The organism is Nonomuraea jiangxiensis, from assembly GCF_900099965.1.
Taxonomy (GTDB): Bacteria; Actinomycetota; Actinomycetes; order Streptosporangiales; family Streptosporangiaceae; genus Nonomuraea; species Nonomuraea jiangxiensis.
This window is the reverse complement of sequence record NZ_FNDJ01000018.1, coordinates 1-26192: the sequence shown is the minus strand read 5'-3', so window position 1 is coordinate 26192 and position 26192 is coordinate 1. Positions and strand designations below refer to the sequence as shown.

Here is a 26192-nt window from a genome sequence, read left to right as displayed (position 1 = left end):
TCAGGGGGAAGTAGTGCCCACAATACGTGAGCCCGCACCAAACCTGGGTGAGGCGGCACGTACCCCTCCTGAACGTGCCGCCTCACAGCCTGAACGACGCGAGCGGCCGAAAACGCCGGCGCTCCCGCGGAGAACATTCGCGGGAGCGCCGGCTTCGGATGACTCAGACTCCCATCGACTGCGTGTCGTTGCTCTCGGCGCCGCCGGCCTCGGTGACGCCGTTCTTGAGGTGGTAGCGGGCGATGGCCTCGCGCAGCACCTCACCGTCGAGCTCGCCCCGCTTGACCAGGCTGGTCAGCACGGCCAGCGTGATCGAGGCCGCGTCCACGTGGAAGTGGCGGCGCAGCGCCGAGCGCGTGTCGGACAGGCCGAACCCGTCGGTGCCCAGCGAGGACCAGTCACCCGGCACCCACTGCGCGATCTGGTCCTGCACGGCCTTCATGTAGTCGCTGACGCCCACGAACGGCCCGCGCGCCTGCGACAGCGCCTGCGTCACGTACGGGACGCGCCGCTCGGCGTCCGGGTTGAGCAGGTTGTGCTCATCGCAGGCCAGGGCCTCGCGGCGGAGCTCGGACCACGACGTCGCCGACCACACGTCGGCCGACACGCCCCAGTCCTCGGCCAGCAGCCGCTGCGCCTCCATGGCCCACGGGCCCGCCACGCCCGAGGACAGGATGTTGGCCTTCGGGCCCTGCGTCTGAGGGCCGTCGGCGAACTTGTACAGGCCCTTGAGCAGCCCCGGCACGTCGAGGTTCGCGGGCTGGGCCGGCTGCAGGTAGGGCTCGTTGTAGACGGTCAGGTAGTAGAAGACGTCCTCGGGCTGGTCGCCGTACATCCGGCGCAGGCCGTCCTTGACGATGTGGGCCAGCTCGAACGCCCAGGACGGGTCGTAGGAGGCGGCGGCCGGGTTGGTCGAGGCGATGAGCGGCGTCTGACCGTCCTCGTGCTGCAGGCCCTCGCCGTTGAGCGTGGTGCGGCCGGCGGTGGCGCCCAGCAGGAAGCCGCGGCCCATCTGGTCGCCCATCTGCCACATCTGGTCGCCGGTGCGCTGCCACCCGAACATCGAGTAGAAGATATAGATCGGGATCATGTGCTCACCGTGCGTGGCGTAGGAGGTGCCCGCCGCGATGGCCGAGGCCATCGAACCCGACTCGCTGATGCCCTCGTGCAGGATCTGCCCCTGCACGGCCTCCTTGTACGACAGCAGCAACTCCCTGTCGACGGCCTCGTAGGTCTGGCCGTGTGGCGAGTAGATCTTCGCCGTCGGGAACATGGCGTCCATGCCGAAGGTGCGGGCCTCGTCCGGGATGATCGGCACGAACCGGTGGCCGATCTCCTTGTCCCGCATGAGGTCCTTCAGCAGCCGGACGAAGGCCATCGTGGTGGCCACCTGCTGCTTGCCCGAGCCCTTGCTGAAGGTGCCGTAGACCTCGTCGCCGGGCAGCTTGACCGGCTTGGCGCGCATGACCCGCTTGGGCAGCACGCCGCCGAGGGCCGCGCGGCGCTCCTTCATGTACTGGATCTCGGGGTCGTTCTCGCCCGGGTGGAAGTAGGGCGGCAGGTCGCCCTCCAGCGCCGAGTCCGGGATCGGCAGGTAGAGCCGGTCGCGGAACTCCTTGAGCTCGGCCTTGGTGAGCTTTTTCATCTGGTGCGTGGCGTTGCGCGCCTCGAAGTCCTTGCCCAGCGTCCAGCCCTTGATGGTCTGGGCGAGGATCACGGTCGGCTGGCCGACGTGCTCGCGGGCCGCCTTGAAGGCCGCGTAGACCTTGCGGTAGTCGTGGCCGCCGCGCGACAGCTTGCGGATGTCGTCGTCGGTGAGGTGCTCGGCCATCTTGCGCAGGCGCGGGTCACCGCCGAAGAAGTGCTCCCGGATGTACTCGCCGGACTCGACGGAGTAGGTCTGGAACTGGCCGTCGGGCGTGGTGTTCATCTGGTTGACCAGCACGCCGTCCACGTCGGCCGCGAGCAGCGGGTCCCAGTCGCGGCCCCAGACGACCTTGATGACGTTCCAGCCGGCGCCGCGGAAGTAGGACTCCAGCTCCTGGATGATCTTGCCGTTGCCGCGTACCGGGCCGTCGAGCCGCTGCAGGTTGCAGTTGATCACGAAGGTGAGGTTGTCGAGCTCCTCGCGGGCCGCCAGGCCGATGGCGCCGAGCGACTCGGGCTCGTCCATCTCGCCGTCGCCCAGGAACGCCCATACGTGGCTGCGGCTCGTGTCCTTGATCTGGCGGTTGAGCAGGTAGCGGTTGAACCGCGCCTGGTAGATCGCGCCGATCGGCCCCAGACCCATGGAGACGGTGGGGAACTCCCAGAATTCCGGCATGAGCCGCGGGTGCGGGTAGGAGGGCAGGCCGCGGAAGCCGTGCGACAACTCCTGGCGGAACGCGTCAAGCTGGGACTCGTTGAGCCGGCCTTCGAGGAAGGCCCTGGCGTAGATCCCCGGTGCGGCGTGGCCCTGGAAGAAGACCTGGTCACCCGACTCGCCGTGATCCTTGCCGCGGAAGAAGTGGTTGAAGCCCACTTCGTAGAGAGAGGCGGCCGAGGCATAGGTGGCGATGTGGCCGCCCACGTTGGTGCGGGCGTTGGCCCGGGACACCATGATGGCCGCGTTCCAGCGGATGTAGGCACGGATGCGGCGCTCGACGTGCTCGTCACCCGGGAACCACGGCTCACGCTCCGGCGGGATCGTGTTGATGTAGTCGGTGCTGCGCAGGCCCGGCACGCCGACCTGGTGCTCACGCGCCCTTTCCAGCATGCGGAGCATCAGGTAGCGGGCTCTGGTGCGGCCTTCGGTCTTGACGACGTTGTCGAGAGACTCGAGCCACTCGTTGGTCTCACTGGGATCGACATCAGGCAGTTGGCTGGGTAGGCCGTCACTGATGATCGAGAAACGCTGGCGTCCGGAAGCCACTGGGTCTCGCCTTCCGAGGATGACTGATGTCTGGTCTTAGGTCGCCTTCCATCCTGGTCGCTACTCGTAGAAAACGCATCTCTACTAGCCAGTAACCAGAGTGTCCCTGCTGGCAGGGGCTTGCCTGCTGGCCTAGACCACCGATGGTAGGACGAATTGCCACAAAGGCTACAGCGCGGGAGCAATTTAACAAGACCGGAAAACGGACGAAATTTCGCTCGAATGTCGTGGCCTGCCGCGCCCGCGTCGCCGCCGTACGTCACCCCTCCCCCGAACAGGGAGGTTCTCACCCAGGCCCGGTGGGTCCCCGTTCACCCCAGGGCTTCGTCGAGCGGGACGAGTCCCTGCTGGAGGGCGAAGATGGCGGCCTGGGTGCGGTCGGCCAGGCCGAGCTTGGCCAGGACGCTGGAGACGTGGGTCTTGACCGTCTCCCTGCCGAGGCCCAGCTCCCTGGCGATCTCGGAGTTCGACCGGCCCCGCGCCACGGCGGCCAGCACCTGCCGCTCCCTCGGGGTCAGCGGGTCCAGGGGGCGCGGGCGCCCGCCCTGGCGTACCTGCTTGACCAGCAGCGCGGCGATCCCGGGCGCGAGGACGCTGCCGCCGCGGGCCGCGGCGCGTACGGCCTCCACCACCTGGTCGACCGCGGTGGTCTTGGGCAGGTACGACAGCGCGCCGAGCCGGATCGCGTCCACCACCCTGTCCTCCTCCAGGAACGACGTCAGCACGATCACCTCCGGCCGCTCCTCCTCCGCGCGCAGCCTCTCCAGCACCGCCAGCCCGTCCATGACGGGCATGACCAGGTCGAGCAGCACCACGTCCGGCCGCAGCGCGCGTACGGCCCGCAGCGCCGCGGCCCCGTCACCGCTCTCGCCCGCGACCTCGATGCCCTCCTCCTGCTCCAGGACGAACCGCAGGCCCTGGCGCACCACCTCATGATCGTCGACGATGAGGACCCGGATCGTCATGGCAGGCTCGCTCTCACTGTGGTGCCGCTCCCGTCACTGTGAATCTCCCATCGGCCGCCGAGCTCCGTCACCCGCTCGCGCATCAGGGCGAGGCCCATGCCGTGCCTGCCGGCCACGCCCGCCGGGTCGAATCCCCGGCCGTTGTCCGCGACCTCCACGGTGACCGGGCCGCCGTCCTGGCTCAGGCGTACCTCGACGCGGGTGGGATCGGCGTGCTTGACCGCGTTGCCGAGCGCCTCCTGCACGAGGCGGAGCACCGCGTGCTCGGCCTGCGGCGACAGCGTGACGTCCGCCAGGTCGGCCTCCACCCGCACGCCGAGCCGCGTCCGGTAGGCGTTGCAGAGCTCCTCCAGCGCGAGCAGCAGGCCCGCGTCCTCCAGCGCGACCGGCCGCAGCTCCAGCAGCAGCGCCCGCATCTCGCGCATCGCCCGGGCGGCCGTCCGCTCCATCGACGCGGCCTGCGCGCGCAGGCTCTCCGGCGCGGCCCGCCGCATGCCGCCGGCGAGCAGGCTCAGCGAGAACAGGTCCTGGGAGATGGAATCGTGCAGCTCCCTGGCGATCCTGCCGCGCTCGCTCTGCCGGGCCTCGGTACGCGCCGCCAGCCGGGCGGCCTCCACCGCCGTGCCCAGCCGGTCGGTCATGACGTTGAACGAGCGTTCCAGAACGCTGACCTCGTCGTTGCCCGTGACCGGGACCCGGGGCCGGAAGTCACCCGCGGCCACGGCGGTCGTCACGTTCGCCAGCTCGCGTACCCTGCTGGTCAGGCGGCGGGTGCTGAGCAGGCCGAAGACCAGCCCCACCGGGATCGCCAGGGCCAGCACCAGCAGCCCGGGGGCGAGCAGGCCCGCCACCGACTCCGCTGTCGGCGCGTTGACCACGGTCTGCGCCGGAGCCTGTACGTAGACGTACCCGAGGATCTCCAGGTTCCTGCCGAGCACCGGGCTGAAATGCCAGGTCGACGGCCCCGTCCTGGTCCTGGACGAGCCTCCGCCCCCGTCCGGCCCGGGCAGCGGGACGTCCAGCCTGTCGCCGGCGGCGTAGAGCCCCGGGGCGGAGCCGGCCACGATCACGCCGCCGGTGTCGACGAGGGCCTCCAGCATGGCGTAACCCGGCTCGGGCGGCCTGGCCCCGCCCACGAGCGTCGACCTGCCGGGCGCCGCGGCGGCCAGCAGCTCGCTCGGGGAGCGGCCGGGGCCGGCGGCCGACACCCTGGCGACCTCCAGGCTGAGCATCTTCGCGTCCTTGCTCGCCTGCTCCTGGAGCACGGCGGCCAGGTCGACGGCGTTGGCCTGGGGGATCAGGTAGAGGCCGACGACCACGGCCTCGACCAGCAGCACCGCGGTGGCGGTGACCAGTACATAGGACGCCGCCATCCGGGCGCGGAGTCCGAAACGCGACATCCGCGCAGCGTAACGTTTTGGTCATCTTTTTTCCTCCCCCGAGCGGGGGAGCAAAAAATCACCCTACTTGGGATTTGGTCTTTTCCTCCGGCTTTCGGAGTACCAATGTGGAGGTATGAATGCGATGGTTGGAGACCGGCTCCTGGTCCACGGGAATACCGTGGGCGAAAGGGACCGGGGCGGAGTAATCACGGAGGTCCAGGGCCTCGACGGCGGGCCCCCCTACGTGGTGCGGTTCGACGACGGGCACACTGGGCTGGTGTTTCCCGGCCCCGATGCTGTCGTCCTACCAAAGTAGTATTCGTCTGTGAGATCCGAAATCATCTCTGTGGCCACGGGTTCACGAGAGACGGTGCACGACATCACGGCCGAATGCGCCGACTTCGTGCGCGCGCAGGGGGAGGACGGGTTGCTGCACGTCTTCGTGCCGCACGCGACCGCCGGCGTCGCGCTGCTGGAGCTGGGCTCGGGCAGCGACGAGGACCTGGTGGCCGCACTGCGCGACCTCCTGCCCGCCGACGACCGCTGGCGTCATGTCCACGGTTCGCGCGGCCACGGCAGGTCGCACGTCATGCCGGCGTTGATCCCGCCGTACGCCACCATCCCCGTGCTGGGCGGGCGAATGGCGTTGGGCACCTGGCAATCGGTCGCACTCGTGGATCTGAACATCGACAACCCGCAACGTCAGGTTCGCCTGTCGTTTTTGTCTGGTTGATTCTGGCCGACTACGGCCGTACCCGTGGCGACCGTTGACGACTGAGGGTCACAGCGTGTGGACTGTGCCGAAGCGATAAACCGCATAGAGCGGGGCCACTCAAGCAGGAGGGATAAACGTGAGCGCGACCGCGGGTCAGGCGCAGGGCGAGCGCGGCCTGGCCGAACGACTCGGCCTCAAGCCGGGTCAGGTGGTGCAGGAGATCGGTTGGGACGAGGACGTCGACGACGAACTTCGCGACTCCATCGAGGACCTGACCGGTAACGAGCTGCTGGATGAGGAGAGCGACGACGTCGTCGATGTGGTGCTGCTGTGGTGGCGCGACGGGGACGGGGACCTGTTCGACGCGCTCAGCGAAGCCATGCGAGCACTCGCCGAAGGCGGCCAGATCTGGCTGCTGACTCCCAAGGCCGGGCGCGAAGGCCACGTGGAGCCGAGCGACATAGGGGAGGATGCCGCTTCGGCGGGTCTCTCGCAGACCAGCAGCATCTCAGCCGCACCCGATTGGTCCGGCACCAGGCTCGTCACGCCCAAGGGCCGCCGGTAGGAAGCCCGAGCGCCTGCCGTACGGCAGGATGATGCCTGTGAACGCACATCCTGCCGAGGTCGGCGCCCAGGCTCCGGATTTCGAGCTGCAGGACCAGCACGGTACACCGGTGAGGCTGTCCCGGTTCCGGGGCGGCAAGGTCGTGCTGGTCTTCTACCCGCTGGCCTTCAGCGGGATCTGTCACAGCGAGCTGTCCGCGCTGCGTGACCAGCCACTCGACGCGCAGGTGCTGACGGTGTCGGTTGATTCCGTCTTCACCCATCGTGCCTGGGCGGATCGCGAGGGTTATACGTTTCCGCTGCTCTCTGATTTCTGGCCACACGGACAGGTCGCGCGGGCGTACGGTGTCTTTGACGATGCGAAGGGGTTCGCGCTTCGGGGGACCTTCGTCATCGACGGCGAGGGCGTGATCCGGTGGTCGGTGGTCCATCCGGTCTCCTCGGCACGCGACGTCGCCGACTACGTGAAGGCACTCGCCGACATTTCTTGACCTTCGGAGGGAACGATGCCCTGCTACCGCTGCGGGGCCAGGCAGACCGACCCGGTGCGCGGCGCCAGCCCGTGGCAGCGCGGGGTGCGCGACGAGGCACAGGTGTTGATCTGCCCGGACTGTCAACGGCTGCACGACCTCGACCTCGACTCCTGCGGGACCTGCGGGTCCACCGCGTTGATCTGCCGGCTGGGCGAAGTGGAGTGCCGGTCCTGCGGGGCGGTCCGGCTGGCGCGCTCAGACGACACCGCCGCCACGGACCGCGCCGAGACCGCCGCACGTCCGGCGTCGGCGCCCGGATTGTCGGCGGAGGTGGAGGCAGCGCTCAACCGGGTCCTGGGCCGCGCCTGAGGGCCTCCTGCGGGGGCCCGCCGTGCTTTCCCGGCTCCTTCCCCGGCTTCTTTCCTGGCCCTTCGTAGCCCCTTTCCGGCTCCTTCCAGCTTTGGCGCGGACGGCTCGGTGACGGCGGGCAACCGTGAGCCTGGCGACGAATGCATCGGCACCTTGACCAGATGACCCGCATCGGCACCTTGACCAGACGAGCCGCACCGGCACCTTGACCAGACGTATGGCTGGATCCCCGGCTGTTCGACTTGTGGATCAGGGAGGGATCCCTGGACAGTCCTTCGCCGGTGGCGGGCGGAAATTTTACGGACATCAGCTGAGCTGCGATATCGTCTCCTTCCGTGTCCGCTATAAGTTCGTTCGTCGTCGCGCTCGACGTCGGTGGCACGTCCATGAAGGGCGGCCTGGTCAACGAGTCCGGCGCGGTGCTGCTGAGCGAGCGGCGCCCGACCCCCCGAGCGGAGGGCCCGGAGGCGGTGGTGGCCGCCATCTCCGACTTCATCAGCCATCTGGCCGACTCGGGCGACGGAGCCCCGGCAGGCGTGGGCCTGGCCGTACCGGGCCTGGTGACGGAGACCGCGGCCGTCTACGCGGCGAACCTGGGCTGGGACCACGTCCCGGCCTCGGACTTCACCACCCTGGACATCCCCGTGATGCTGGGCCACGACGTACGCACCGGGGGCATGGCGGAGAGCATCCTCGGCGCGGGCAAGGGGCTGACGGACTTCCTGTTCCTGCCCATCGGCACGGGCATCGCCGGGGCCTCGATCATCAACGGCGAGGCGTACGGCGGCTCCTCGGGCTGGGCCGGCGAGATCGGCCACACCCCCGTCTTCCCCGACGGTGAGCAGTGCGTGTGCGGGCAGCTGGGCTGCCTGGAGACGTACGCCTCGGCCGCCTCGGTGGGCCGTCGCTACAGCCAGCGCGCCGGGGTGGAGGGCGTCAAGGCGGAGGAGGTGGTGTCCTCGGACGACCCGATCGCGATAGAGGTCTGGGACGAGGCCGTGGAAGCGCTGTCGCTGGCGCTGGCCACGTACACGCTGCTGCTCGATCCCTCGGTGATCGTCCTGGGTGGCGGCCTGGCGGAAGCGGGTCCCGCCCTCTTCGACCCCGTACGTACGCGCCTGGTCAAGCGCCTGGTCTGGCGGGACGCGCCCCCGCTGATCCCCGCGGCCCTGGGGGTGGACGCGGGCATGCTCGGCGCGGCCCTTCTGGGCTGGCGCGCGGCCGGCCGGCCCGAGCTCGGCCCGGGCTGGACGGTGGATGTGCGATCGGCCCCTGTGGTGTCGTAAGGTGTAGTGCCGATCAGGGGCGGTTAGCTCAGCGGTAGAGCACTCGCCTTACAAGCGAGGGGTCACTGGTTCGAACCCAGTACCGCCCACCAGCGGAAAAGCCCCGTTTCCGATCTTGGAAACGGGGTGTGAGTGACAAACTTGGTGACATGCTGAACGGCTATGCCTCGTCCGCTACAGGGAAGATGCGGTCCATCGCAGTCGCGCCTTCTTGGATGACTGGTCGTATCTGCTGCCGGTAGACCGTCTCGGTAACTACCGTGTTGAATGTCCGACCAGGCGTGAGATGTCCTCGATCGGGATGTCATGATCCGAGAGCAGGGAGACGAACCTGTGTCGGAACTCCCTGGGCGCCCAGTTCTTGCCGATGAGCTTGGCGCTATCGAGCACCTTCCGGAAGTCGCGGCGGACGTTGTGGGCGGCCATCTTTGAGCCGGTCCGGGTAGAGAACACCAACTCGCGATCACCGTCCTGAGCTTCCTTGTGAGCCTTCAGGGCGTCCACGCAGCGTTTGGGGAGTGGAGACTGCGTCGGGACTTCGGAGTTTTGGTCTCACCTTTCTTACGAACTGATCGCCAGACATACAAGGCGAACTCGTCGTGGTCCCAGCCGACCTCGACCACTGATCGCCATGCTTGGGTCTTCTCGTCGTATGCGACCACATGACTCCACTGAAGTGCCCGCACTTCCTCTGTTCGTGCTCCGGACAGCAGTGAGACGACGATGTAGGCGCGGATGCGGGGGTGGGCGCTCTCGGCGGCCTTCAAGACATCTTCCGCCTGGGCCAACGTCAAGGCGGCCCCAAGGGGCCGCACGCGCCGCCGTCACGGCGCACGCCGCCGCCTCCCGCTCCGCTCCCGGCGGACAGCGCGCAAAGAACGCCGGACGGCTGGCGCGGACGAGTCGAAGTGGGCCGCCGTGCGACGGTACAGATCTGATCACAGGGAGCGCACTTCTCGGGTCACGGGGGGCGAGCCATCAGCGCACGCGTGCGCTGTCACGAGGCCGGCCTTACTACATGCCTCCGGCGGGGGCGCTCCGGCTCCGGGCAGCCAAGATCGGTCCCTATCCGTCTGAGCGGGTTGCCGTGGAAGCCTGCCCACCTACCGCCGTCCCAGGGCAAGCCCTAGCAGACCAGTCGCGGGGCCGCCTCCGCTCCATCACGGCCCTGACACCGGGCGCGCAGCCGGGGCAGCCCCGCGGCTGGCCCGCTACCCCGTGGGTGGGACGACGGCATACGGGCAGGCCAGGGTGCATCCCTTGTGGCGCTTAAACCGCAAGATCTAAACTCTAGGTTGTTGGAGTTGGTCTGAGAGCGTTCAGTGCCCGCAGCTCAAGGAGGGTGGGTATGGAACCGCTCCCGGATACGTCTCGGAGCGTCAGAATCCCGTGATCCCACCCTCCTTATAAATCATCGTCGAGTGACAAACTGAGTGACATCCGGGACGCTCACCACAGCGCGACTATGCACATGGGTGCACACCGAATGCGGACCTGAACAGCGGAAACGCCAGTTCCAGTGATCGAATAACCACCCTTACAAGCGAGGGGTCACTGGTTCGAACCCAGTACCGCCCACCTGCATTGAGAAGCCCCGCAGCGATCATGCTACGGGGCTGTCGTGCCATTAACGTGCCATTAGGTCACGCGGGTGAGCACTCCTGAAGATCCACCTTCGTCGTCCGGGTTGCTCTGGTTGATCTTGTCGTTCATGGAATCGGCGATCTTGCGGTCGGCTTCAGCTGTGCTGTGTTGATAGATCAGCGCGGCACGGACGGAGTCGTGTCCCATCCGCTGCATGAGATCTTTGAGGCTCGCGCCGGAACTGGCGGCGATCGTGTTACCGGTGTGTCGGAGGTCGTGGAAATGCAGGCCTGGAAAACCGATCTCCCTTGTGCTCTTGCCCCACTTGGACGCGCGCCGGAAGTTGCTGCGGGCAGGATGCCGCCTCGTGATTCGGTGAAGATCAGCGCGTCGGGTTCGGGGTCGGTGAACTGGTCGAGGTGATCGCGGAGGGCCGGGATGATCGCTTCTGGGATGGCGATCGTACGGACGCCCGCGCGGGACTTGGGCGGGCCCAAGAGGAGTTCGCCGGTGTCGAGTTCGACATGCTGTGGCCGAACGCTGACAGTCCGGGCGGTCAGGTCCAGGTCCAGGCGCCGCAGGGCTGCCACTTCGCCCCAACGCAGGCTGGCGAAGGTGGCGAGGAGGACCAGGGCGCGCAGGCGTTCAGGCATCAGGCCGGCCAGCTCGAAGACCTTCGCCACGGTCAGGACCGGACGCTCCTCCGGCTTCTCCTCACCGGCGCCCCGGATGCGGCAGGGATTGCGAGGGCTATCTGGTCGTCTGCCGCCGTCATGAGAACGGCCCGCAGGAAGCGGTAGGCCTTGGCTACCTCGGACTGGCCGACGTCATTGCCGAGCAGTAGGACTCGCCACTCACGGATTGCAGCCGTGTCTACCTTGCAGATGGGCACGCCGCCCAGGTGAGGGCGGATGTAGCGCTTGAGCGGTCCGTTGTAGAGCTCGACGGCGCGAGGCCGGAGATTCGTCCGTTCGATGATCCACTTGTCCGTTAGACGGAAACTCTCCGTAGCTTGCTAGGTCAAGTGCCTAAGTGAGTTGGTGTCCAACCAGTGGAGCTGGTAGAACGCCCCAGGCAGGGTGATCACGGGAGGAACACCGATGTACGTGAGGTTCCAGAGCCCGAAACCGAACGGGCGAGGGACGTACCCGGGCGTGTTCGGTCTCGTCAACGGGCTGGCTGCGCAGGGGCGCCTGTCCAATGCGGAGGAGCGGTTCAGGCGCGAGAACAACGCCTGGTACGAGGCGAACTTCACCAATCCCGCCACCGTGGACCCCACGGTCTACGACCGGAGCATCAACCCGGGAGCCGCGGCCTGGTTCAAGCTCTCAGCCGGTCATCTCATGCAGAGGGTGCCCGGATACCTGGCGATCCTCGCCGCCCACGACGTGGAATGCGTACGCCTCGAATCGGTGGACCCCGGCAGGATCATCTACGAGGACGACGGACAGGTCGTCGTCGTTCCTCACGAGATCGGGTAGGCGTTCTCCAACTCGTGCCGGTCGGCGGGCAGGAGAACCTCCACGACGGCGAGAGGCCGGCCGGAGGCATCACGGACCGCGCCGAAGACAACCAGGATCGGGACGTTCTTGGGCATGCTCAGTTGCTTGGCCTCGTCGGTCGAGGGCATGCGGGCGGTGATCTGCTCCACGATGTGATCGAAGCGCACGCCCTTGCGCGCCTGAAGATGTTCCCGGAAGCCTTGCCGCAACGGCTCACCGCTGGTGAGATCGGTCCCTTCGGACAGCTCCAAGGGCAGCCAGAGCGACACCACCTCGGTCGGCTCGCCATCGCGCGCGATCAGTCGCCGCCGTACGAACACTTTGCTCTTGGGGCGTACGTCAAGCAGGACGGCAACCCGATTCGGCACGGCCACCGCGCCCACCTCGATGACCTTACCTGTGGAGTCGGCTTCCGCCTTGGTGAGGTATGCCTGCCCGGGACGCTTCTGCTCCACCGAGGCCATCGCTGGCCGCCCGCGCACGAAGCGCCCCTTGCCCTGCTGGGACTCGATCCACCCTTGCTCACGCAGCACGCGCAGAGCGGCGACCACAGTGGGACGGGAGACGCTGAACTCCTGGATGAGCTGGTTCTCGCTGGGGAGGAGCGTGCCCGGCGGGTACTCTCCCGACTCGATGCGCCTTTGGAGAGTCTGCACAAGCTGCGCATACTTAGGCGGCACGGACTCAAGCGACATCATGACCGTCCAACAGCCGACAGGTTGTTTTACCAAGTTTGGGCGTATCCGGCTCGTCGCCGACTGTCCACGTAGTTGACGACAACGGGAAGCCATACACGAGTAATCCGGCAGGCAGCGCAGCGACCGGGCTGGGAAGGCTGCCGCGGGGGCTGTCACTGCATCTGCCTGCCGGGGAGGCACAACGAGACAAGGCCACGGCCCCCACCCCCTCCGGAAGAAACCACGCCTGCCCCGCCACGCCCGTCATCACCTGGCGATGTACTCCGCCAGGACGTTCGCCGTACCCTCGACATCACTGGTGGGATGCCGCCTCTCCGCGTTCTGCCAGGAGTAGTACGCCCCGCCGTACCCGACGAACACCCACACCGGCATCCCCGGCTCACGCTTGTGCACCATGAGCGCACTGTTGTTATCCCGCAGCTCGGCGTTGACACCGACACGCGTGAGCTGGTCACGCAGCCGGACGAGCATGTCGCCCTCTTCCTGACCCTGCGGGAAGCCGCTCTCCGCCGCTTGAATGATCGAGTTCATCTTCCGCTCCCTTCGGCCCGGCCGTCTCCGAGGCAGTCGAGACACTCCCGCTCCTCACTCGAGATCTGATCTCTGTCGGTGTCGCCGATGAGGAGCGAACGGCGCGAGTCGCGCAGCTTGATCCCGCGTCCCCGGCAAGCAGGGCAGGGCGACGTCTTGCTTGTCTCGTCTGGCCGGATCACCGTCGCCATCTCCTCGTTCATTCGGCGTTCCCTGTGGCGGGAGGCCGCGTGACGTAGCGTGGTTGATTGATGACAAGTCCACCGGCAACCGCGTCTGAGCAGGACCCCTGAACGGCCCCCTTGTTCCCCCTTTCGAGCCCCCAGCCGGGAGGAAGGCCCGCAGATGCCCGACTACATCCCAAACGTGCGCCTACGCGCCTGGCGCAACCAGGAGCAGCTCAACCGCGCGCAGATGGCCGAAAAGATCAACGCGACGCCCATCGGTGTCGCGCAAAGGTTGGCCTGCGACGAGGAGCGGATCCGGCGCTGGGAAGCAGGCGAAGTCAGGTGGCCGCGCACCGAATACCGGTTGGCGCTGACCCAACTGACCGGGAAGCAACCGGAAGAGCTTGGCTTCTCACAGGGGAGGCAGAACGAGAGCCGCCTCATCGAAGCCCAGGTCATGCCCATCGACGCACTACGCGCCGAAGCCGACCTGTACGGAACGATGCAGCTTGCTCAGCAACTCCAGGCATCCGATGTCGGCACGGGCACCTTGGAAGCTCTCGCCGAGGCCGTCGATCTGCTCTGCCGTGCCTACCCGGTGGTGCCCGCTGGCACCCTGCGTGATCGCACACAGAAGCGCCTGGCCCAGATCAATCATCTGCTCGCCGGGCGCCTCACCCTCGACCAGCACCGTGAGTTGCTCGTGACTACCGGATGGCTAACCGCCTTGCTGGGATGTATCCATTACGACTTGGGGGAGAGGGAGGAAGCCGAAACCGCCCGGCGTACCGCCTTCGAGATGGGACGCCAGGTAGGGCACGGAGAGCTCATGGGATGGGCCCACGAGATGTCAGCCTGGTTCGCCCTCGTCGAAGGCCGCTACGAAGATGTCGTGACCGCTGCACGTATGGGGCAGGCAGTGGCCGGCACTAGCAGCGCCATGGTTCAACTCACTCTCCAAGAAGCCCGGGGCCTGGCCCGCATCGGCGACCGTCGCGAAGCTGACCGCGCCCTGACCCGCGGAGCCGATGTGCTCGGCAACCTGCCCATGCCCGACCACCCAGACCACCACTTCGTCTTCGACCACGCCAAGTGGATCTTCTACGCCGCCACCTGCTACACCTGGCTCGCCGACGACGACCGCGCCGAAGAACACGCCCGCGAAACCATCCAGATGCACACCCGGCCAGACGGCACGTCCAACGCTCCCATGCGCCTCGCCGACGCACACATAGACCTCGGCATTGTCCACGCCCGACGAGGCGACCTCGATGCAGCCGTAGACCACGGCATGTTCGCCTTCGACATTGACCGTAGGTCCCTCACCGACCTCGTCAACCGGGCTGGAGATCTCGATTGCGCGCTGCGTCAGCGCTACCGTAAAGAAGCTCTTGCCATAGAATTCCATGAACGGCTTCTTATCGCTCGCCAAGCACTAAGTGAGCGCCGCCCTGAACTCCTTGAGTAGAAACATGAGCCAGGAAGTAAAGCAATCTATAGTACGGCGTCGCACGTGGCGCTCATTGCAGCGGAGAAACTATTCGCTGCTATCCAAGATGCTTGATGAATGTTTCAATGACAACTTAAGGCGTATGACGCTGGATACTAGAGCGTTTCTGTTAAAGGCCATATCCAGCCCGCAAGCCGCGCGCATGTTCCTCGATCGCCTACCCGATGTGCTGGTTCGATGTAATGAGGATATTTATGACTTGCCCCTCGCCGCTGAGGCATATGCATATGTCCATCTGGTAGACCGTTATTGCCGATGGTGGCAGGTCTTTCTTCTGTTGCTGCAGGGCGGTCGCTTTCCCATTAGGCGTTCAGGGATCCATGCATTGGATGTCGGCGCTGGCCCCGGTCCTGCCACTTATGCCCTCATGGACTTTGGTCGCGCAATCAACGAGATCGCATTGCTATTTCCTCGGGGTCACGAGATCGGTCAACTTTACGCTCCTCCTCCAACGGTCGAATTGGCCGAAGCCAGCCCGGCCATGTCTAGCTTTGTTCACCAGCTATCCGAAGAGCGCGGGCGGGGAGGGCCATACGGCGCATCGATTAGGGACTTCTATGGATTGAGGATCCTGCGCTCCAAGCATGAAAACGCCCAGTACAAAGAGCAGCTCATTAGGGGCATTCTAGACCAAGATGAAATCAGCTATGAGTGGGCGGCGAGACTCCTCCAGGAGGAGAACCCCGGCTGGCATTTGCCTGAGCGGTACCATCTCGGTATGGTGGGGAACTTTCTCACTACCCCTGATAGTATGGCCGAATCTAGGGAGGCATTGAGTCATATAAAACAAGTGCTGCCGCCAGGTGGAATGGTGCTCGTCATGGGCGGGCGAGGTCGCCTTTACCCCATGATTTATGCCGAACTTGAAGAAGTGATGTCCGGTCTCCGTCATGCATGGCGAAATAGGGAGATGTGTACGCAATTAACTCCGCCCCAGCTAATATTCACAAAGGGCTATATTTGCAGCATCAAAGCACATCTACAGTCGTTTGGAATAGATGTGCACGGAATAAGTCAAGAATGGCCGTCTAATATTCGCGATGCGTATCATCGCTGGTGGAACCCGAATGCTCCTTTCGTGCAGCAAAAGTTTAGCGTTCAGCTATTCAGAAGACCTGATGGTCATGCGGTGAAGATTGATCGGCGCAAGCGCTAATGGAATCACCTGGTTTCAGGCTGCACAATAGGTTGCTGAATTGTTCTCATAGATATCAAGGCGGCGGCGGGCGCGCCGCCGTACCCCCGGCCCGCCACCCGCCCGCCGTCCGGGCGTGCGGCCTGGGGGCCGGTCCCGGACGGCGCGGGACTGCGGGCCGGTCGCCGCACGCCCACCTCACCGCACGAACCGGACGCTCTGATAGGGGTTGCCGCGCCGCCGCACAGATGCAGCCCTTACGATCGCCACGGCATGATTGGTCGCCGTGCATGGTTGGGGGCGATCGAAGGTCCAGGGCTTCGTTCCTCAGCCCTGGCCCACCGAGCAAAGTGGCTGATCATCGGGCTTGGTTCTGACGCCGTCGTCGCTCCCCGTGATGATCGCGACAGGCGCCAGGGGGTCAGCGTGTACATGCGTACGTGTGCGTGCCATACCCGTGCCATTCAATGATTCCGAGAGCGAGGGGAAGCCCTGGTCAGTCGGCATAGCTGCAGACCAGAGAGGCATGATCACCGTGCCATTAGCGTGCCATTAGCTGTGTCCGGGCTGCTTCCGGGGGCGAGGAGCCGCGTTAACCTGCTCCAGGTGGGGGACCACGCGGAGCCGATCTTGGCTCCTTACAAGCGAGGGGTCACTGGTTCGAACCCAGTACCGCCCACCAGCAGCAAGAGCCCCGTCTCCGATCATGGAAACGGGGCGTGAGTGACAAACTTGGTGACATGCTGAACGGCTATGCCTCGTCCGCTACAGGGAAGATGCGGTCCATCGCAGTCGCGCCTTCTTGGATGACTGGTCGTATCTGCTGCCGGTAGACCGTCTCTGTAACAACCGTGTTGAGTGTCCGACCAAGCGCGAGATGTCCTCGATCGGGATGTCATGCTCCGAGAGCAGGGACACAAAACTGTGTCGGAGCTCCCTGGGCGCCCAGTCCTTGCCGATGAGCTTGGCGCTATTAAAGCGGCCCCACGGGGCCGCACGCGCCGCCGTCTCGGCACGTCGTCGCCTCCCGCTGGCGCTCCCGGCGGACGGCTAAAGCACCGCCGGACGGCTGGCGCGGACGAGTGGAGGAACCGCCATGCGAGAGTACAGAGTGATCACAGGGGGGCGCACTTCTCGGGTCACGAGGGAGGCCAGTCAGCGCCCGCGTGCGCGGTCACGGGGCCGGCCTTACTGCATGCCTCCGGCGGGGGCTCCGGCTCCGGGCAGCCAAGATCGTTCCCCTGCCCATCTGAGTGGGTTGCCGTGGAAGCCTGCCCGCCTACCGCCGTCCCAGGGCAAGCCCCTAGCGGACCAGCCGCGGGGCCGCCTTCCCTCCATCACTGCCGTGGTGCCGAGCGCGCGGCCGGGGCACCCCCGCGGCTGGTCCGCTACCTCGTAGGTGGGACGACGGCAGAGGGGCAGGCCAAGGGGTAGCTGTGCGTGCCGCGCAAGGCCGCCAGCTCTCCTACCTCATGGGGGCACGTACGGGGCACAAGACATCGTGAAACGTCGGCAACCAGTGAGCATCGACGTGAAGTCAAAAGAGCTGCCCGACCAGCGCAGCAAGCCCCCCGCCCAAGGTCGGCAAGAGGCCGATCAGAGTTCCGCTTCAACGTCTGAATCCGGCCTGGCGGCCCGAACGCGCGAACGCCCAGACTGAAGAGCTGGAAGATCCTCCGCAAGCTACGCTGCAGCCCTTCCAGGGCCGGCCACCTCTGCAAGGCCATCGCCGTCCTTCAAAACCATCGCGTCGAGCAGGCCGCATAAGCATGAAAAAAGGTTCACTGATGTAGAGGCTCGGCTTGTTCAGGTCAGCGTGCAGGGCGTGTTGCACACCGGGCAGTAAGCTCGTTTGGCGTTCGAGGTGACCTCGACATCGCACCGTGCGCAGCGCCCGTCTTCCCACAGCCCCTGCTCGGGTCCAAGACCACCGTCGTAGTGGTCCCGATCGGGCCAAGCCACCAGCGTCACGTCGATGCTGGCAGGCTCCTGCTCGTAGGCGGTGGCCGTAGCCAAGACCAGCATCGTACGCAATCCGTTGCTGTCCTCGGCATGCTGGGGCAGGACATGGCCCAGCACGTCGACCAATTCGTGCATAGGTAACTGCCCGAGCTGCTGGGCCAGGCGAACACGGTCCTCGTCGGTCCTCACCCGAACGACCGTAGCTGACCCCGTCCAGGTCGATGAAAAGGCTTCCTCTACCATCGGTTGAAGACAAGCAGACCAGCCACTGACCAGCTTGACACCGGGCACGCAGCCAGACACTAGCCGCAGGGTTTCTGACGCCCGAGACATCGAGAGTTTGAGTGGCGAACTGAGTGACATCAGGGACGTCCATCGCAGCGCTACCCTGCACATGAGTGCACACCGAATGTAGACCTGAACAGCGAAAACACCAGGTCCAGTGATCGAATAGCTACTCTTACAAGCGAGGGGTCACTCGTTCGAACCCAGTACCGCCCACCTGCATCAGAAACCCCGTGGCGATCACCCTTTGGGGGCTGTCGGGCCATTGGCCCGCGCAAGCGGGTTTCGGCGAGATTGGCTTGATCAGTCGTCGCCCAACTGGCCAACTCCTGGGCATCGGGGCCTGTCTTGTCTGGCTGGGCGAACCGGCGTGCAAGGACATCAGCATCCCCTATTCCGAGAGTCTCCGGTAGGTTGTTGACCGTCCTTGGCCCCCCAGTTGCTCGACGAGTCCTCTCGATCTCAGTTCGCGGAGTGCCTTGCGGGTGTTGGGTGCGGACAGGTTCAGTTCCTGCTTGAGGTCAGCGACACTGCGTGTCCCGGCCGCCAAGGCGTCGTAGACGCGTAGCTCCGTCTCGTTCAGGTCGGAGCCCGGGCGGATGACGGGAACTACCTGCTGCCGTAGGACGACAGTGAATCGGATGGCGGCGTCGATGTAATGCGCAGGTGGGAGCTCGGCCTCTGCTAGGGCGTTGGCCACGATCGGAATGCCGGTTGCCAGCGCCTCGATCACTCGCGCGCCTGTTTCTGGCGTGCGAGCGTGTTGGCAGATCGCAACGAGTCGCGCATTGCGTGCGGAGGTGACGGCATCCCGGCCGAGCCGATCGACCGTGATGCCGTACAGACCGCCCGGGTTGGAGACGATCAACCGGTCACGGCGGAGCCGAACCTCTACGGCCATGCCAGCCGACCAATGATCGAGGTCGCGATGGATGAGAGCGTTCGCGATGATCTCGCGGAAGGCGATGTATGGATAAGCGGGCTGATCACGAACGGTCCCGTCCGGAGCCGACACGACGCTGGTGTCAAAGGTTCGCCGTGCCCAGCGCAGGGCGTCTTCCAACATCCGCGGAATGGCCCCAGTGATCGTTGTCTGGTTCCGGGCCCGCGATCCTGCGGGATCGGTCGGCAATGGCTCTGCCGAAGCCTGGATGACGAAGCGCGGAAACCACTCCTGTGGATGGACCCCCAAAGCCAACACTCCTGCGACGGTCGGAGTGCCGTCGGGCAGAGTCACTCCAGCACGCCGCAGCAGCTCGACATCGTCAGGGAAACGGCCGAGGCCATGGGGATCCCGTTCACGCACCGAACGTAGGAACGCTTCGACAAGGTCGCCGTCCAGGTCCTCGCGGGTGGCGCCTGTCACGGGTTGCCGGTCGAAGAGCGGTGGCTTACGGGCGGCAAGGAATGCCTGCTCTTCCAAATCCGACAGCGGGAAGTCCCCGTCATACCCTCGCATGTATGCCGTGCCCGACGCCGTGATCCGACACGGCTTGGCCGACGGATCGCATTCATGCACCCTGGCGACGATGACCGGTGCCCCATCCACTTCCGCGTCGCTGATCGTAAGCTGAACAGGTGGCGAGAACGAGCGAGCCTTGTGAGCAAGGCCCTGCTTGAGTGCTTGCGGATCTGAAAGCTGGACCGGACGAAAGCCGGTGGCCTCGTCGAGGCCGAGGATGATCGTCCCGCCGCCTGGATGGTTTGCGAGCGCGCTCAGAGTTGAGGCGAGCGACTGCGGCAGCCCTCCTGCCGCCGACTTGACCTCGACATCGTCGTAGTCGCCCCTGGTCGTGCGGAGACGTGCGACCACCTCATGCACGTGCTGGCTCATAGGTAAATGTAACCATGGACTGGTTACATTTACTCGAGTTCTGGTTATATTTCATCCTGTTCCGATCCTGCGCCCCCCAGACGCGTAGTCGCCCAGAGTCCGGCATTCCGGAGCCGACCGTCCAAGCATCGCGCGGCCTGACGAGTTCCCGATCGACGTGATGCCGAGGCGCTCCATCCGGCGCCGCCGACGTGACCACCCTCCTGATCGAGCGCCTTGCCAGTCCTCTCAAGGCCGCCGCCACCGCCCGTTCGCCGGGGGACGGCCCATCTGGAACACGGCCACGTCGTCCTGCTGAGTGACTATCTGAGTGGCAACGGCCAGAGACGAACGTGGACAGCCGAGGACTTGGGCGGAACGTTTGCCGAGGCGAGAACCCGCGTCACCCAAGATCCCGCCTTCTTCTGGCATGCCTTACAAGCGAGGAGTCACTGGTTCGAACCCAGTGCCGCCCACCTGCGAAAGCACCCTGCATGTGGTCATGAGCGGGGAGTCTGCGCGCGATCCGGTCGGTCGTGCATCCTGTCGTAGGCGCCGACCTGCCAGGCCGCGCGGTGCATGCTCCGACGTATCTGGCATGCATGGCGGGGACGATCCAGTGGTCGAATCGCAGCGTCGCCCAGGGCACGCTTGAGTGCACAGGCGTTCGAGCCCACCTGCGGTGCGAGGAGACGACGGTCATGGCAGGCGGGTCGTGAAGATCTCCAGGGTGATTGTCCCGACCTGACGTAATGCTTTGATGCCCGTGGCACACGATCGCCGGCCGCGGTGGCACCGCGGTCGGCTCGTCCCGCCATACCGGATCCAGCCTGGTGAGCGCCTACCTCCTTGGTTTGAAGTAGTGCGCGACCATGTAGGAGGTCACCTTCTTACCGATCTTCGCGCCCTCCACGTCGGCCGTACGCGTGTGGATTCCGCCCCAGATGCGGGCTTCGATGACCTCGGCCAGCGCCTGCGAGAAGCTGCGGAAATACCTGGTGGTACCGGAGTCGGCGCTGTACCCGCTGAAGGAGATGTCGTCCCGGCCGAAGAAATGCGTCAAAGCCGACATGCTCGCCGCCGTGAAGCACGAATGTCCGGACGTGAAGTCAGGGTGCGGCGGCGTAACCAGCAGGGGCGTCCAGTCGGGATCGCCCGTGGTGGCCGGGTTACCGTCGGTGTCGGCCAGTTGGACCGCGGTGATCGGCCGCCAGAAATTCCACGCCGCCTTCTCGCTGTAGCACGCGATCGTGGCGTCGGCCTCGGCCATGTCTACCATCGCGAACATGCGTGCGGACTGCAGCGTGTTCAGTTTCTGCTTCGTGGCAAGCTGGCGCTTGATCTCCCATTCGGCCAGATGCCGGTCATGCCACCAGATCGCGGCCTGCGTCTGGTCGGCCGTCCTCACCGTGCTGGTCGCCGAGCCGATCGCCTTGACCTCGTTGAGGTCTCGGGCGTACCGGCGGCTGGTGAGCGCCGGCGGGCCGGACGTGCGGAACATCGACGCGCTGGGGATGAGGAACGGTTTGAGGTGGGCGACCCATGCCCCGTCAACGGAAAACCCGGGTGGCGTCGGCCGCCACTGGCCGGGCTGAGTGCCCACGGACCAGGTTTGGTTGCCGAAGGCGCCGTCGCCCTGCCGAGCGGCGATCATCGCAGCTGCGGCCTGGGTGCCCACGGTGATGCCGCGCTGCTTGGCGGTGCCGGCGGGAATCCGGGCCAGCTCCTCCTCGTACTGCGTTCTCAACCTCTCCTGCTGAGCCGGGAACAGCGCGTTCAGCACAAGATGGCCCGCGGTCGCGACGGCCGCGCTCGTCGACTCGGTCCCGTTGGCGGGAGGCGCGTTCAGGTACGGCTCGTACGGCGTGCCGGCGATCGCGTTCACGGCGTCGTAGATGGCGCCGTGAACCATCGCGAAACTGCGCGCCTGGACCTGCGGCGCCTGGCCGGCGATGTCCCAGATCGCTGTCTGGGCGTATCTGTCCCAGGTGATGACGGCATTGGCCGACGTGTTCGACGCGTGGGCGACGGACGGGCCGAGTCCGACCAGAGCTGCGGCGGCGACGGTGCCGGCGACGGCCAAGGAAAGGGCCTTACGCGTCAGGACACCCGCGCGGCCGGCGTCACGTAATGTAGGCATGGCGGAAAATTACTATGCCGGTCATATTAATTACAGCGAACGAACTTCCGTAAAACCATTAATGGCGCAGCCGAAATTCGGGGCGCGGGGTGATGCTGCCGTACGGACGTGACCAGTGCCAGCAGCACGCAAAAGCCTCCCAAGGCATGACAGCCCTCCTCATACACGGAGACGTTCCCCCGTACCAGCGCAGCTCGGTCTCGCAGCAGGACCTGCCGCAGGCCGCCCTCCTCATGGAGAAGGGTGGCACCGGCGGTGCCTTGTTCCGTGACTTCCTCGACGAGTGCATCCGGCTGATCGACGACGGCAATCTCCGTGCCGGTCACCGGCTTTAGGCCGAGGCCGCCGTCCTGTGGACGGATGTGTCCACCTTGATCGCGAAGGCTGGAGAGAGCGGCGACGCGGGGTACCTCGAGCAGGCCGGCGACATTCTCCACGATCTCTCGCGCATCGAGGAGGACGCCATGCGGGTGCTGCGTCAGTTGTAGCTCGGGCAGGCATCGTACATAAGAGTCTCTGGTTTGGAGTCGAGATTGGTCGCTTTTGGGGATGGCGTGCGTACTGGCTTCCGCGCGAGGCTTTGGGCGGATCCGCGAGGAGTGCCGGCTGGGCGAGGCAGGCGGGAAGATCGGGAAGCAAGGGCGGAATGTAGAGCCGCTGTCCACGTGGATGTTGATATGGGATGCTCACGATCATGACTGAGTCGGAGAAGCCGGGCTTACACGCGGATACGAGTCAACGAGGTGACCTGGAAGCTCTTCGGGCCTGCGGAACCGTTGCTCTTCTTGCGGGCGGGATGCTGTCCGTGGCGGCCCTTGTGTTCTCGGAAGGCGACCCGTACTGGCAGGTGCTAGGAGTCTTCGTGATGTTGGCGGTGATCGGACTCGGCCTACGCTTGGAAGCGGCGATCCGCGAGCGTGGTCAATCATGAAAGGCGTCGTGCCGGCTCTGAGCGGGTTGCCGCCGAGGGTGTGGTTGCGGCGGTGAGCCCCATCTGTGGGCATGGGGTTGGTGTGGGGCAGCCTGTGCGGTCTCGCTGGGGTACTTGGTGATCGCTGCGGTTTCAGCGCCCGGTTCCCGGTATTTTACCCGCTGTTGTCCGGATTGTATCAAGATCGGCGCATGACCGCGCTCAACCGCCGCATGCTGCTCCGGGGCACCACCGCCATCGGAGTTGGGCTCGTTCTCGCGCCCGCGCTCGGCTCTCCTGCTCTTGCCCGCTCGGCCCGCCGTGGCTCCGGGTACGTAATCTCTGACCGTCCCGTTCTCACCCACGGTGTCCAGGCCGGCGACGCCGTTGACGGCTCCGTCTCCCTGTGGACCCGGGTCAACCGGCCTGCCCGGCTGCAGGCGGAGATCGCCACGGATCCCTCCTTCCGCCGGATCCTGCGCAGGGTCGCCGGTCCGACCGTCACCCCCGCCTCGGACCTGACCGGTCAGATCGACCTGCGCGGCCTGCCCACCGCCACCGACCTCTACTACCGGATCACCGCCGTCGACCAGCACGACCACCACCGCAGCAGCGAGCCGCTCGTCGGCCGCTTCCGCGCGGGTCTGGGCCGGCACGACGGTCAGCGGCCCATCCGCTTCATCTGGTCCGGTGACATCGCCGGCCAGGGCTGGGGCGTCAACCCCGACCTGGGCGGGTTCCGGATCGCCGACGCGATGCGCGCGGCGAACGCCGACTTCTTCCTCTCCTCCGGTGACAACGTGTACGCCGACGGGCCGATCACCGAGACCGTGACGCTGCCGGACGGCCGGATCTGGCGCAACCTGGTGACCGAGGAGAAGGCCGCGGTCGCGCAGACGCTCGACCAGTACCGCGGGCAGTACAAGTACAACCTGCTCGCCGACAACTGGCGGGCCTTCCTCGCCGAGACCGCGATCGTCGCTCAGTGGGACGACCACGAGGTGATCAACAACTGGTACCCCGGCCAGGTCCTGGTCGGCCGTGCCGGCTATCCCGACGGTACGCGCGTGGACCAGCTGGCGGCCCGCGCCCGCCAGGCGTTCCACGAGTACATCCCGGTCTCGCCGGCCTCGCCGGACAGGACCGGTCGGGTCTACCGCAAGCTGTCGTACGGGCCGCTGATGGATCTGTTCATCCTCGACATGCGTACCTTCAAGGACGCGAACACCACCGGCCTCGAGACCGTCGCCGACGGTGGCCTGCTCGGCAAGGAGCAGACCGAGTGGCTGCTGCGCGAGCTCAAGGCGTCGAAGGCGACCTGGAAAGTGATCGCCAACGACCTGCCGATCGGTCTCGTGGTGCCCGACGGGAGCAACCAGGAGTCGTCGTCCAACGGCAACCCGGGTGCGCCGCTGGGTCGCGAGCTCGACCTCGCCTACCTGCTCACGAAGATCAAGCGGCTCGGCATCCGCAACCACGTCTGGCTCACCGCCGACGTGCACTACACCGCCGCGCACCACTACCACCCGGACCGGGCGGCGTACCAGGACTTCGACCCGTTCTGGGAGTTCGTGTCCGGTCCGCTCAACGCCGGCGCCTTCGGTCCGAACGCGCTCGACGCGACCTTCGGCCCCGAGGCCGTGTTCCAGGCCGTGCCGTCGCGGGCGTCCGCCTCGCCGCTGGAGGGCTACCAGTTCTTCGGCCAGGTCGACATCGACCCGCGTACGAAGCGGCTGACCGTCACCCTCAAGGACGTCGAGGGCAAGGCGCTCTTCACGCAGACGCTGGACCCTGAGCGCCGCTGACGGCGATCCTGCTGAACCTGTGAGAGCCCGGGTCGCATGCCCCCGCTGGGACGGGTGCGCGACCTGGGCTCTCGCGACCGAGCAGCCGGGCCAATTGGTCGCCGCGATGAGTCGGTGGCGTGCGGTGGAAAGTACTTGACGGTATGGAAAGTGGAAAGTAGTTTCCGAGTGGGAAACTACTTGGGAGACCGTCATGCACATCACGCCCGAAGAGGCCGCGCACTCGCTGGCGCAGATTCGCCGGACGCAGCACAGGGCGCTGCGGTCCGCGCCGCCGCTGTTCCCTTCGTGGTATCTGGTGGCGGTCTGGGTTTTCGTCGCCGGCATCCAGCTCGTCACCGAGGTCACGCCGCCGTGGGTGTTGTGGATCGGCGTGCCCGTGCTCGCCATCGGCCTCGCGGTCGCCGTCGTGAAGCTCGTCGTCGACATCCGGAACCAGAGCCTGCGCCCGCACGCCTCCGTGGTGGATCCGTGGGCCTGGGCGGGCATGGTGGGGTGGATCGTCGTCACCACGCTGGGGAGCATCGTGCTGACCTTCGGGCTGCAGGTGCTGGAGGTGGACCACCCTCGGACGATCATGGGTGCCATCATGGTCGCGGTCGTGGCGGCCAGCGCGCCCGTCCTTACCCGCTGGATGTCCTGGCGCACCGCTCGCCGGGCGGCGCAGGGCGCGCGGTGACCCCGCAGCTCGATCCGGCCATCCACGCGCCGACGCGGCTGCAGATCGTCTCTCTGCTCGCCGCCGCCGAGGAGGCCGAGTTCGCCTTCGTACGCGACACCTTGGACATCAGCGACTCCGTACTCTCCAAGCACGCGAGCGCCCTGGAGACGGCCGGGTATGTGAAGATCCGCAAGGGATATGTGGGCAAGCGCCCGAGAACGTGGTTCAGCCTGACGAATCTGGGCCGCCAGGCTTACCGGAACCACGTGGCCGCGCTCCAGGCGATCATCGCCCGGTCCGGGCTCTCGGTATTCCCCCAGTGACGAGGTTTTTTCCTGCGGAAGCGAAGGCTTCTCCCGGTGGTCTTCCGGTACTCCGGTGCCGGCTCAGGGCACGCATGGCGTCGCGGCGGCTCGCCGTCGGCCGGGGTCCTGGACGCCCAGAGCGTCAAGGGCGCCGACACCGTCGGCGAAGACTCCCGCGGCTACGACGCCGGCAATTATCTGGGGTTGGATGTTATGCCGGGCTGGGTGGATCAGTGCTGGCTGCGGGTGGTGCGACCGGGTGAATTGACCTCATAACGCCGGAGGTTCACCGTCTCCTTCATCGAGGGGCTGTCGATGGAGGTGAAGACATGGTCAGGGCTGCGACGGACGGCCGCTACCCGGTCAGGGTGTCGGGGCCGTTGGCGGGGCTGGTGCACGAGTTTCGGCTGGAGCTGATCGGTCAGGGGTTCACGCCGCGGACCGCTCAGGGCCACGCGTATGTGCTGGCGCATCTGAGCCGCTGGCTGGAGCAGGAGGGGGCGGCTCCCGCTGAGCTGG

The 26192-nt window shown here is 66.2% G+C and carries 27 protein-coding genes and 1 tRNA gene; 17 read left to right on the top strand and 11 right to left on the bottom strand.

All coding sequences use genetic code 11. The annotated features are described in order from the left end of the window. Positions 1-163 precede the first annotated feature (163 nt). The 3 genes from aceE to BLS95_RS34260 form a co-directional block, all read right to left on the bottom strand. Positions 164-2911: a pyruvate dehydrogenase (acetyl-transferring), homodimeric type gene (aceE, locus tag BLS95_RS34270; RefSeq protein ID WP_090941164.1), complete on the bottom strand. Its 2748-nt coding sequence runs from the start codon at positions 2909-2911 to the stop codon at positions 164-166. A gap of 311 nt (positions 2912-3222) precedes the next feature. After that, on the bottom strand, positions 3223-3876 hold the full coding sequence (locus tag BLS95_RS34265) for a response regulator (protein ID WP_090941161.1): 654 nt from the start codon (positions 3874-3876) through the stop codon (positions 3223-3225). Next, positions 3873-5276 (bottom strand): sensor histidine kinase, encoded by a 1404-nt coding sequence (locus BLS95_RS34260; RefSeq protein ID WP_090941156.1) that lies wholly within the window; start codon positions 5274-5276, stop codon positions 3873-3875. The genes BLS95_RS34265 and BLS95_RS34260 overlap by 4 nt, the downstream gene beginning before the upstream one ends. A 115-nt stretch (positions 5277-5391) precedes the next feature. Between BLS95_RS34260 and BLS95_RS34255 the strand changes: the two genes are divergently transcribed. The 7 genes from BLS95_RS34255 (at position 5392) to BLS95_RS34225 (ending at position 8757) form a co-directional block, all read left to right on the top strand. Further along, positions 5392-5574: a DUF1918 domain-containing protein gene (locus tag BLS95_RS34255; RefSeq protein WP_090941153.1), complete on the top strand. Its 183-nt coding sequence runs from the start codon at positions 5392-5394 to the stop codon at positions 5572-5574. Between the two features lie 9 nt (positions 5575-5583). Next, on the top strand, positions 5584-5991 hold the full coding sequence (locus BLS95_RS34250; protein WP_090941150.1) for a secondary thiamine-phosphate synthase enzyme YjbQ: 408 nt from the start codon (positions 5584-5586) through the stop codon (positions 5989-5991). 118 nt (positions 5992-6109) lie between these two features. Next, entirely contained in the window at positions 6110-6538 is a 429-nt protein-coding gene (locus tag BLS95_RS34245) for a DUF3052 domain-containing protein (protein WP_090941147.1), read from the top strand. 31 nt (positions 6539-6569) lie between these two features. Further along, positions 6570-7028 (top strand): peroxiredoxin, encoded by a 459-nt coding sequence (locus tag BLS95_RS34240; RefSeq protein ID WP_090941561.1) that lies wholly within the window; start codon positions 6570-6572, stop codon positions 7026-7028. A gap of 15 nt (positions 7029-7043) precedes the next feature. Next, entirely contained in the window at positions 7044-7379 is a 336-nt protein-coding gene (locus BLS95_RS34235; protein WP_090941144.1) for a hypothetical protein, read from the top strand. A 335-nt stretch (positions 7380-7714) separates the two neighbouring features. Continuing rightward, positions 7715-8665, top strand: a complete 951-nt coding sequence (locus BLS95_RS34230; RefSeq protein ID WP_245765461.1) for an ROK family protein — start codon at positions 7715-7717, stop codon at positions 8663-8665. 17 nt (positions 8666-8682) lie between these two features. Further along, positions 8683-8757: transfer RNA gene (locus tag BLS95_RS34225), tRNA-Val, on the top strand. Positions 8758-8920: 163 nt separating this feature from the next. Here BLS95_RS34225 and BLS95_RS57120 read toward each other — a convergent pair. The 3 genes from BLS95_RS57120 to BLS95_RS34215 all read right to left on the bottom strand — a co-directional run bounded on the left by BLS95_RS57120 (position 8921) and on the right by BLS95_RS34215 (position 10932). Next, the gene (locus BLS95_RS57120) at positions 8921-9169 is read right to left on the bottom strand and encodes a tyrosine-type recombinase/integrase (RefSeq protein WP_218136121.1); all 249 of its coding nucleotides are present in this window, start codon (positions 9167-9169) and stop codon (positions 8921-8923) included. 1134 nt (positions 9170-10303) lie between these two features. Then, positions 10304-10537 (bottom strand): tyrosine-type recombinase/integrase, encoded by a 234-nt coding sequence (locus BLS95_RS58270; RefSeq protein ID WP_425434767.1) that lies wholly within the window; start codon positions 10535-10537, stop codon positions 10304-10306. Next, positions 10426-10932 (bottom strand): site-specific integrase, encoded by a 507-nt coding sequence (locus BLS95_RS34215; protein WP_245765459.1) that lies wholly within the window; start codon positions 10930-10932, stop codon positions 10426-10428. The genes BLS95_RS58270 and BLS95_RS34215 overlap by 112 nt, the downstream gene beginning before the upstream one ends. Before the next feature lie 417 nt (positions 10933-11349). Between BLS95_RS34215 and BLS95_RS34210 the strand changes: the two genes are divergently transcribed. After that, positions 11350-11730, top strand: coding sequence for a hypothetical protein (locus BLS95_RS34210; RefSeq protein WP_090941138.1), 381 nt, complete (start codon positions 11350-11352; stop codon positions 11728-11730). On the opposite strand, the gene BLS95_RS34205 is transcribed toward BLS95_RS34210, so the two are convergent. Further along, complete coding sequence (locus BLS95_RS34205) at positions 11715-12449, bottom strand: GntR family transcriptional regulator (RefSeq protein ID WP_218136120.1); 735 nt, start codon at positions 12447-12449, stop codon at positions 11715-11717. The genes BLS95_RS34210 and BLS95_RS34205 overlap by 16 nt on opposite strands. A gap of 246 nt (positions 12450-12695) precedes the next feature. After that, entirely contained in the window at positions 12696-12980 is a 285-nt protein-coding gene (locus BLS95_RS34200; RefSeq protein ID WP_090941135.1) for a hypothetical protein, read from the bottom strand. Between the two features lie 345 nt (positions 12981-13325). On the opposite strand from BLS95_RS34200, the gene BLS95_RS34190 reads away from it, so the two are divergent. After that, positions 13326-14615, top strand: coding sequence for an NsdA family TPR-like regulatory protein (locus BLS95_RS34190; RefSeq protein WP_090941129.1), 1290 nt, complete (start codon positions 13326-13328; stop codon positions 14613-14615). Positions 14616-14619: 4 nt separating this feature from the next. Next, positions 14620-15813, top strand: coding sequence for a hypothetical protein (locus tag BLS95_RS54570; RefSeq protein ID WP_143043977.1), 1194 nt, complete (start codon positions 14620-14622; stop codon positions 15811-15813). Between the two features lie 1785 nt (positions 15814-17598). Here the strand turns inward: BLS95_RS54570 and BLS95_RS34180 are convergent. The 3 genes from BLS95_RS34180 to BLS95_RS34170 form a co-directional block, all read right to left on the bottom strand. Continuing rightward, the gene (locus BLS95_RS34180) at positions 17599-17943 is read right to left on the bottom strand and encodes a hypothetical protein (RefSeq protein WP_090941126.1); all 345 of its coding nucleotides are present in this window, start codon (positions 17941-17943) and stop codon (positions 17599-17601) included. Positions 17944-18430: 487 nt separating this feature from the next. Further along, complete coding sequence (locus BLS95_RS34175) at positions 18431-19873, bottom strand: ATP-binding protein (RefSeq protein ID WP_090941124.1); 1443 nt, start codon at positions 19871-19873, stop codon at positions 18431-18433. Positions 19874-20693: 820 nt separating this feature from the next. Then, complete coding sequence (locus tag BLS95_RS34170) at positions 20694-21935, bottom strand: vanadium-dependent haloperoxidase (protein WP_218136119.1); 1242 nt, start codon at positions 21933-21935, stop codon at positions 20694-20696. A 203-nt stretch (positions 21936-22138) separates the two neighbouring features. Between BLS95_RS34170 and BLS95_RS58265 the strand changes: the two genes are divergently transcribed. From BLS95_RS58265 to BLS95_RS34135, 7 genes are all read left to right on the top strand, one after another. Then, a complete protein-coding gene (locus BLS95_RS58265) occupies positions 22139-22327 on the top strand; it encodes a DUF4872 domain-containing protein (protein WP_245765458.1) in 189 nt (62 codons plus the stop codon). A gap of 27 nt (positions 22328-22354) precedes the next feature. Next, positions 22355-22480 (top strand): hypothetical protein, encoded by a 126-nt coding sequence (locus tag BLS95_RS59195; RefSeq protein WP_281250061.1) that lies wholly within the window; start codon positions 22355-22357, stop codon positions 22478-22480. Positions 22481-22686: 206 nt separating this feature from the next. After that, entirely contained in the window at positions 22687-22923 is a 237-nt protein-coding gene (locus BLS95_RS34160; protein ID WP_143043976.1) for a hypothetical protein, read from the top strand. A gap of 191 nt (positions 22924-23114) precedes the next feature. Next, on the top strand, positions 23115-24707 hold the full coding sequence (locus BLS95_RS34155) for an alkaline phosphatase D family protein (RefSeq protein ID WP_090941115.1): 1593 nt from the start codon (positions 23115-23117) through the stop codon (positions 24705-24707). A gap of 193 nt (positions 24708-24900) precedes the next feature. Then, entirely contained in the window at positions 24901-25386 is a 486-nt protein-coding gene (locus tag BLS95_RS34150; protein ID WP_090941112.1) for a hypothetical protein, read from the top strand. After that, on the top strand, positions 25383-25691 hold the full coding sequence (locus BLS95_RS34145; protein WP_090941109.1) for a transcriptional regulator: 309 nt from the start codon (positions 25383-25385) through the stop codon (positions 25689-25691). Before BLS95_RS34150 ends, BLS95_RS34145 begins: the two co-directional genes overlap by 4 nt. A gap of 311 nt (positions 25692-26002) precedes the next feature. After that, positions 26003-26192, top strand: a 190-nt coding sequence (locus BLS95_RS34135; protein ID WP_218136118.1) for a hypothetical protein, incomplete at its 3' end; no start/stop codon positions are given.